Origin of the sequence: Nonomuraea sp. NPDC049784 (genome assembly GCF_040659615.1) — a bacterium.
Classification (GTDB): domain Bacteria; phylum Actinomycetota; class Actinomycetes; order Streptosporangiales; family Streptosporangiaceae; genus Nonomuraea.
The window spans coordinates 1-7,989 of record NZ_JBFAMX010000485.1 but is presented as its reverse complement, the minus strand read 5'-3'; the positions used below and the strand labels follow the sequence as shown (position 1 = coordinate 7,989).

Below are 7,989 nucleotides of genomic sequence, written 5' to 3'. Positions count from 1 at the left end.
GTAACGGCGCCCGCCGGGCACCGGGTGCGGGACGGCGGTCACGCGCTCGCCGGCCAGGAGCCGCCCGCGACCCGGTCCGAGGGCACCTGGGCGCAGGCCCGGCGCGCGGACGGCCTGACCAGCGTGGTGCGCGGGCTGCACGGCTACACCGGGGCGGGCGTGGCGAGCGCGCACGGCGTGAACGCCTACGGACGGCACTCCGCCACGCCGTACGTGACCAGCGACGCCCATCCTGGTGGCACCGCCGTGTACGTCAGCCTGGTCCTGCTCACGGGGACCGAGCAGGAGCCGCCCACGCCGGAGATACAGGTCGACGGCGAGGAGGTCACCCTGAGGCTGTCCGGCGGTGAGCCGGTCAAGGTCCGTCTCGGCAACCTTTCCAACGGCCTGCGGCAGGAGTAGCCCGACCGCGCCGACCACTTCAACCAACCTCAAGACGGCCCGAGCCGGACGCTTCAGCACAGGATGCGGGTCCGCCCTTCTCGGGTCATGATCGTCATGAGGGAGGACACGATGAGTACTGCGGAGTGGTACAGGAGCTTCGGGGCCATGGAGGCGCGCGGGCAATCCCCGACCTATGACATGCTCGCCGGCCGGATCGCCGACGACGCCGAGATGCTGGCCCTGCTCGAGCAGCTTCCCGAGCCGAAGCGGCAGCCGAACCTGCTGTTCGGAGTGGTGCGGTTCCTCGGCGGCCCGGTCGAGGACTATCAAGCGTTCCGGACGTGGACGTCGGCCGAATGGGTTCGGGTACGGCAGGCCATGAGCGAGCGCCGTACCCAGACGAACGAGCCGGGCCGGTGCGCCGTGCTGCTGCCGGTCCTCGCCGCCCTGCCGCAGCCGTTGGCGCTGATCGAGGTCGGCGCGTCGGCCGGGCTGTGTCTCTATCCGGACCGCTACCGATACCGCTACGACGACGGGCTTGTGGTCGGGCCCGCCGGCAGCCCGGTCGTGCTCGAGTGCCACACGAGTGGGCCGGTTCCGCTGCCTGAACGCGTGCCCAGGGCGGTCTGGCGGGCCGGCGTGGACCTCAATCCTCTCGATGTGCACAGCGCGGAGGACATGCGATGGCTGGAGTGTCTGGTCTGGCCGGAGCAGCATGAGCGGTTGCCGCGGCTTCGGGGCGCCGTTCGTGTCGCCCGGGAGGAGCCCCCGCAGCTGGTACGCGGTGATCTCAACCAGGTGATCGGGGACCTGGTCGCCCAGGCCCCCGCGAATGCCACGCCGGTGGTCCTCCATACCTCTGTGCTGGCGTATCTGTCGATGGAGGAGCGGGAGGCTTTCGCCGAGAAGATGCGGGGCCTGCCCTGCCGCTGGGTCTCCAGTGAAGCGGTCGGTGTCCTGCCGTCCGTGGACCGCCGCCTTCCCCGGCCGGCGCCTCAGGACCGCCTGGTCTGCGTTGTGGCCCCGGACGGGCGGCCGCTGGCCTTCGCCGGGCCTCACGGCCAGTCCCTGGACTGGTTCGGCTGAGGTCACGAGCCGGTGATGCTGATCTGGGTGAACCACTCCGCCGGGACGCGGACGATGCCCGGTGATTTCGGTACGACTGCGAGGTAGATCCCGGCGTTCTTGAACACGGCCTTGTGGGCGAAGCGGTTGCCGTGGCTCAGCGCGGCGTTGACGCGGTCGGTGGAGCCCAGCGTGGTGCTGGTGCCGGGGCGGGCGGTCATGGTGTACTGCTGCCTGATGCCGTACCAGACGAGTGCGCCGCCGGCGGACGTCCTGAGCGCGTAGATCTCCAGCGTGGGCTGCGAACGGACTGTCATGGTCCACTGACCCTGTAGAGCCTTGCGATCTCCGGCCCTGCCATCGGCATTCAGCCTGGCGGCGGAGTCGGCCGTGAACATCTTCCGGGCGCGCCGGTCCTGGCCGAAGGTGCTCTGCAGGCGGGCGTGGGCCTGGGCGATCTGGCGCGGGGAGGCGATGAGGGCGTCGCCGTCGTCCGGCGCCACCGCAGTGGCCAGGCCGTTCTTGTCGCGCGCGGCGGCGGGCGGCCTGGACTTGGACGTGGTGACGGACATGGCGACCGCGCGCCAGCCGGCGGACGTCTTCTGGAAAATCGCCTGCCACCAGCCGGAGGCGCCTTTGCGGCCGAACTCGGCCATGAACCATGGCGCGCCGGACCCCTTCCCCGGTTATGGCGAACCGGGGTTTGACGACGGCCTTCCAGGGCGTCTGTGAGCTCTCGCCGAGCATTTTCCCTATCTTGCGCTGGACGGTGCTGATCTCCGCGGACAGGCCGGCCTCCGCCGCCGTCCAGTCCGTACCGCCCTGCCGGTCGGCCGCCTTCTCGGCCTTCTCCCACTGGGCGAGGATGGCCTTGGCCTCGGCGACGGTCACGACGCCGCGCGGCGCGGACGGCGCCGTCGAGGCCGGGGGGCTGCCGAACGAGGACGCGGCCTGTTTGCCGGAGTTGCAGGCGGTGGCGGGCAGGGCCAGTGCGACGAGCACGACAAGTAAGGGGCGGACAGGCATGGCAGGTCTCCGGGAGGTTGATTGCCCGGAAGTACGCGGTCGCCGTCCGCCCGGGTTCAGCCCCGACCCGGGCGATAACGAGAAGGTTGGTGACACGCCCAAAGGGCAAGAGTTTCGGTCATCCGTATAAATTGGTCGACCGGTCGGCTCTAACCGCAGGGGCGTAGCGCGAAGGCGGCGCGCGGGTTGGCGATCAGCGCCGACTTGGCCACCTCGCCGAGCCCCGCCGCCTCCAGCCGCGGCACGAACCGTTCCAGCAGGTACGTCAGCCCCGGCCCGCCACCCAGCCCGGGCCAGTACGAGCGCCGGGCCAGGTCCATGCCGAACAGCAGCCGATGCCCCAGCCCGCGCCCGGCCAGTTCGGCGACGAGCGCGACGATCTCGCTGTCCGGCCCGTACTTGATCCGCCCGGGGCGGTCGAAGGCCAGGTACGCCCCACTCTCCGCCAATGAGGTGAGATATCCGGCGTCGGGGTTGTGGTCGATGTGCCCGAGCACCACCCGATCGGCCTCCACGCCGCAGGCCGACAGCGCGTCCAGCAGTTCGTGCCCCATCGTGCCCTTGTCGCAGTGGGTGACGACCGGCACGCCGGTGCGGAGAGCGGCGGCGGCCACGGCGCCGATCAGCCGCTCCACTCCGCGCCCGAACGAGTGGTACGAGGTCGCGATCTTGATGGCTCCCGCGCGGGCGGACGACCGCCGCACCAGCGGACCGACCAGTCCGTACTCGTCCATGCCGAGCTCGATCTCGGCCACCAGCCGGAAGCCGTCGCGAGTGTGGCGGTTCTGAGCAGGGCACGGCGGGACAACCTGGTCATGCGCGACCTCCCGGTACGGGGTTACTGACCCATGAGAGCGTTCTTGGCGTCGTTGAGCTCCACGGAGAACACCGTGAGGTCGCCGCGAGCGTGGCGGATGGTGTACTCGAGGGCGATCCCGCTCTCGGCGCACGTGCTGCGCGCGGTGGCCAGCAGCGCCGCGGCCATGGGCACGCGCAGCAGCTCGGCGAGCCGGTAGTCGGCGTTGACCGCGCCGATCGTCTCCCGGCCGCTCGCGGGGGTGAGGCCGTACTTGGTGCGCAGCAGGTCGTACAGGGAGCCGGTGAGGTCCTCGTCGAGGATGCCGGGGACCAGCTCGACGGGCAGGTGGGCGCTCTCGAGCATGCACGGCACGCCGTCGAGCAGGCGCAGCCGCTCGACGAAGACGACCTCCTGGCGCTCCCGCATGCCGAGCGCGACGGCGACGTCGGGCCCGGCGTGCTGGAGGCAGGCTTTGAGCACCTGCGTCGTGGGCTTGCGGCCCAGTCGTGCCATCGTCTCGGTGAACCCGACCGGCCGCGATCCCAGCTCCGGGGTCACGGCCAGCGGGGCGGTGTAGGTCCCGCTCCCTTGCCTGGCGACCAGCAGCCCCTCCTGCACGAGGTCGCCGATCGCCCGCCGGGCCGTCGCCCTGCTCACGCCCGCGTAGACCATCAGGTCCTTCTCGGCGGGAATCATCGTGCCGGGCTCGCAATCGCGGATCACCGCCCGCAGGCGCTCGCGCAGCTGGTAATAGAGCGGCACCGCAGCTGACGGGTCGAGCGCCAGCCTGCGTTCCCAGTCGGTCATGCTTCCCCGCCTAAGTTGTACGGACGACCGTATCTTTTACGTTCGGCGGGGAAGTGTCAACCGTGGCCGCTCCTCACCCCTCCAGGGCGAAGAGCACCCAGGACTGATCCGGAGCCAGGCCGGCCAGTTCGCGGCCGCACTCCTGAAGGACCTGCGGGCCCGAGGTGATGTGCGCGGTGCCGGTGTGGACGTCCCTGAACAGCCGCTGGATCAGCCCGTCGCGCACCGCCGTGGTCCCGCCCGACGCGTAGACGAATCGGGCCACCTCGGCGACCGTCGACGTGATGTGGTTGAGCGCGAGCCGCACCATCGTCTCCTGGCGTACGTCGAGCGCCCGGCCCGAATCAAGGGTGCGTTCCGCGTCGTCCCACGTGTCGTGCACCAGGGCCTTCGCCGCGCGGAACTTCGCCTCGGCGCGGGCGAAGTCGGCGTGGAAGGCGTCACTGCCGGCGATCTGGCCGGGCCGCCCGGACCGCGCCACGGCGTAGCGGACCAGCTCGTCGAGCAGCCGGCGGCCGACGCCGAGTGCCCAGCCGGAGTGGCAGATCAGCGCCTGGTCGAGCACGCCGAGCCGGAAGATCGCGCCGCCGCGCAACGGCTCGTTCTGGGTGAAGATGTGCGTCTGCGACTCTGGTACGAAGGCGCCCTCGATGGCGTAGTCGATGCTGCCCGTCGCGCGCAGGCCCAGGACGTCCCAGTTGCCGAGCATCTTGGCGTCTTCGATCGGGGTGATGAAGATCCGGGCCTCGTCGGTGCCCTCGATGGCGCCCAGGCTGTGAACGTACTGGGCGTGCAGCATGCCCGAGGCGAAGCTCCACTGGCCGCTGAGGCGGAAACCGCCGTTCTCGCGCACGGCGGCGCCCGGCCGGGTGCCCTGACCCGCGATGAGCGGCATCCGCGGGCCCTTGAAGATCCGCTCGACGGCATCGTCGCCCAGGTAGGCGCCGGCCGTGCCGTTCTCGAGCGTGGTGGCCATGACCACCCAGCCCGTCGAGGGGTCGGCGTACGAGAGTTCCTCGAAGACGGCGATCAGTTCCGTGGGTGACAGCTCGGCACCGCCGAGCGGCACTGGCACCCATAGGCCGAAAAGTCCCGCCTCGTGCAGGGCGTCCACGACGGGGGTGGTGAGCCTGCCCTGCGCCTCGGCCGTGGCCGCCTCGCGCTCGATCAGCGGGCGCAGGTCGCGGGCTCGCTCCAGCAGGGCCGGGCCGGCGGTGTGCAGTCGCGGCGTATCGCTCATGTCCAGGTGCTCCTGTTCGTGATCGGCGGCGCTCCTACTCCGTCAGATCACGAGAGCGGCACGTTGTCCAGAGCCGGTAACGGGATCCAGTACTGGTCAGTCTCCGATTTATACGTTTTCTTGACGCCCTGACCAGGCGAATTACCTCTTTGCCGTGGATAGTGTGCGATGCGGCTTGATGCGGTCTTTACGGAGGGGTGCCCGTTATGGTGCTGGCGAAGCGGCCGGCCGCTACGGAAGGGACTGTGCGTTCCTGGCTGTTGGAGGGCTTGCAGACCGACCGTAAGCAGATCGAGCACGGTCCTCATGTGAAGCACCCGTGGTGGCGGGTGATGTGCCTGACCGGTGTGGACTACTTCTCCACGCTGGGTTACCAGCCGGGCATCGCGGCGTTGGCGGCGGGGCTGCTGTCGCCGCTGGCCACGCTGTTCCTGGTGGCGCTGACGCTGCTGGGCGCCCTGCCGGTGTATCGGCGGGTCGCCGCCGAGAGCCCGTACGGGCAGGGCTCCATCGCCATGCTGGAGAAGCTCGCGCCGCAGTGGTGGGGCAAGCTGTTCGTGCTGGCGCTGCTGGGCTTCGCGGCGACCGACTTCGTGATCACGATGACGTTGTCGGCGGCGGACGCGACCGCGCACCTGCTGGAGAACCCGTTCGTGCCCGACTTCCTGGCCGGACAGCGGGTCATCGTGACGCTGGTGCTGCTCGCCCTGCTCGGCGGGGTGTTCCTGATGGGCTTCACCGAGGCCATCGGCATCGCCACGCTGCTCGTCTTCGTGTATCTGGGGCTGAACGCGGTCGTCGTGGCGACGGCGATCCTGCACGTGCTGGAGGCGCCGCAGGTGGTGGTGGACTGGCAGCGCGCGCTGAGCCTGGACTTCAGCAGCCCGCTGACCATGATCGGGCTGTCCCTGCTGGTCATGCCGAAGCTGGCTCTGGGCATGTCCGGGTTCGAGACCGGTGTCGCGGTGATGCCGGTGGTCAAGGGCGACATCGGGCAACGGGTGAAGGGCACTCGCCGCTTGCTGACCACCGCGGCGTTGATCATGAGCGTGTTCCTGGTCTTCTCCAGCTTCGTCACCACCGTGCTGATCCCGCACCACGAGTTCGAGGAGGGCGGCAAGGCGAACGGGCGGGCGCTGGCCTACCTGGCGCACGAATATCTGGGCAACTGGTTCGGCACCGCCTACGACATCTCCACGATCGCCATCCTGTGGTTCGCCGGGGCCTCGGCGATGGCCGGGCTGATCAATCTGGTGCCGCGCTACCTGCCGCGCTATGGCATGGCGCCGGAGTGGACGGGCGCGGTGCGGCCGCTGGTGCTGGTGTTCTCGGCGATCGCGTTCGGCATCACGATCATCTTCGACGCCGATGTGGACGCCCAGGGCGGCGCGTACGCCACCGGCGTGCTGGTGCTCATGCTGTCGGCGGCGGTGGCGGTGACGCTGTCGGCGTGGAAGAAGCGTCAGCAGGTGGCGACGGCCGGGTTCGCGCTGATCTCGGCGGTGCTCGGCTACACGGTGGTGGACAACGTGATCGAGCGGCCGGACGGCGTCAAGATCGCCTCATTCTTCATCGCGGCGATCATCGTCACCTCGCTGATCTCCCGCGCCACCCGCTCGACCGAGCTGCGGGTCACCGAGGTGCGCCTGGATCCGCTGGCCGAGGAGTTCGTGAACGAGGCGTGCGGGGACATCCACGTGATCGCCAACGAGCCGAACGCGCGGGACCAGGAGGAGTACAACGACAAGCTCCGCGAGACGTGGGTCAATCACCGGTTGCGCAGCTCGGAGCCGGTGCTGTTCGTGGAGGTGTCGGTGCCGGACGCCTCGGAGTTCGAGACCGAGCTGCACGTCAAGGGCGAGGAGCGGTACGGCCACAAGATCCTGACCATCGAGAGCTCGGCCGTGCCCAACTCGCTGGCGGCGCTGCTGCTGTACCTGCGGGACCGGACCGGGGGAGTGCCGCACATCTACTTCCACTGGACCGAGGGCAACCCGGTCGTGGCCATGCTGCGCTACCTGGTCTTCGGCGGCGGCGACGTACCGCCGCTGACCCGTGAGGTGCTGCGCCAGGCCGAGCCGGCCCCGGAGCGCAGGCCGCACGTCCACGTCGGCTGACAGTCGGTCCCGTACGTTTCGCAGGGGACGAGCGACTCGGCCACTCCGACAGGGGTTCTTGTTCGTATGCGTCCAGCTCCCCGTCGTGGCCGTTGCCGGCGTTCCCGTCCGCCCGCCGGCCGTAATGGACGGCGGGACGGTCGGCGAAGCCCATGAGGCCGCGTCAGCCCAGGATGACCGTGAGGTCGAACGTGCCCTGGTGAGGGACGCGGAGGGCGTGGAAGCGGCGAGCACCGTCGCGGAAGTAACGCACGGTGCCGGCCGCGACGGTCGCCTGCAGGGGGGTGTCCCAGCGGAAGCGGATCGTGGTGCGGCCCCGGCGCACGTCGAAGCCGTCGGCGGTGGCGGTGGTCGAGCCGCCGAACGTGGCTCGCGTGCCGTCGGTGAAGGTGAGGACGTCTTCGGGCTGGAGGACGAGGGGGATCTGCTCGGTGGCAGCGGCGTTCGCCGTGACCGTACGCCGGATCGTCTGGCGGGTGACCAGGACGTCCGTGGTGACGTTCGCGTTGCCGTACCGGATGCCGAAGGCGGCGGGGGCCCGGCCGCCGGTC

The 7,989-nt window shown here is 70.1% G+C and carries 7 protein-coding genes and 1 pseudogene; 3 read left to right on the top strand and 5 right to left on the bottom strand.

What is annotated here, in order from left to right; all coding sequences use genetic code 11:
- Together AB0J09_RS48905 and AB0J09_RS48900 are read left to right on the top strand one after the other, a co-directional pair.
- Window positions 1–402 (top strand): annotated as a pseudogene (locus AB0J09_RS48905) (hypothetical protein); the annotation flags it as partial.
- A 111-nt stretch (window positions 403–513) separates the two neighbouring features.
- Window positions 514–1,470, top strand: a complete 957-nt coding sequence (locus tag AB0J09_RS48900; protein WP_360707632.1) for a DUF2332 domain-containing protein — start codon at window positions 514–516, stop codon at window positions 1,468–1,470.
- A gap of 2 nt (window positions 1,471–1,472) precedes the next feature.
- Here AB0J09_RS48900 and AB0J09_RS48895 read toward each other — a convergent pair whose 3' ends face one another.
- The 4 genes from AB0J09_RS48895 to AB0J09_RS48880 form a co-directional block, all read right to left on the bottom strand.
- Window positions 1,473–2,105: a hypothetical protein gene (locus AB0J09_RS48895; protein ID WP_360707629.1), complete on the bottom strand. Its 633-nt coding sequence runs from the start codon at window positions 2,103–2,105 to the stop codon at window positions 1,473–1,475.
- A 519-nt stretch (window positions 2,106–2,624) separates the two neighbouring features.
- Window positions 2,625–3,230 carry a hypothetical protein gene (locus tag AB0J09_RS48890; RefSeq protein WP_360707627.1) on the bottom strand — a complete coding sequence of 202 codons (606 nt, stop codon included), beginning with the start codon at window positions 3,228–3,230 and terminating at the stop codon, window positions 2,625–2,627.
- Between the two features lie 83 nt (window positions 3,231–3,313).
- Window positions 3,314–4,081 (bottom strand): GntR family transcriptional regulator, encoded by a 768-nt coding sequence (locus tag AB0J09_RS48885; protein WP_360707624.1) that lies wholly within the window; start codon window positions 4,079–4,081, stop codon window positions 3,314–3,316.
- A gap of 73 nt (window positions 4,082–4,154) precedes the next feature.
- Window positions 4,155–5,321 carry an acyl-CoA dehydrogenase family protein gene (locus AB0J09_RS48880; RefSeq protein WP_360707621.1) on the bottom strand — a complete coding sequence of 389 codons (1,167 nt, stop codon included), beginning with the start codon at window positions 5,319–5,321 and terminating at the stop codon, window positions 4,155–4,157.
- A gap of 245 nt (window positions 5,322–5,566) precedes the next feature.
- Here AB0J09_RS48880 and AB0J09_RS48875 point away from each other — a divergent pair, with 245 nt between their 5' ends.
- Entirely contained in the window at window positions 5,567–7,438 is a 1,872-nt protein-coding gene (locus AB0J09_RS48875) for an amino acid transporter (protein WP_360707618.1), read from the top strand.
- Window positions 7,439–7,601: 163 nt separating this feature from the next.
- Here the strand turns inward: AB0J09_RS48875 and AB0J09_RS48870 are convergent.
- Window positions 7,602–7,989, bottom strand: a 388-nt coding sequence (locus AB0J09_RS48870) for a hypothetical protein (protein WP_360707616.1), incomplete at its 5' end; no start/stop codon positions are given.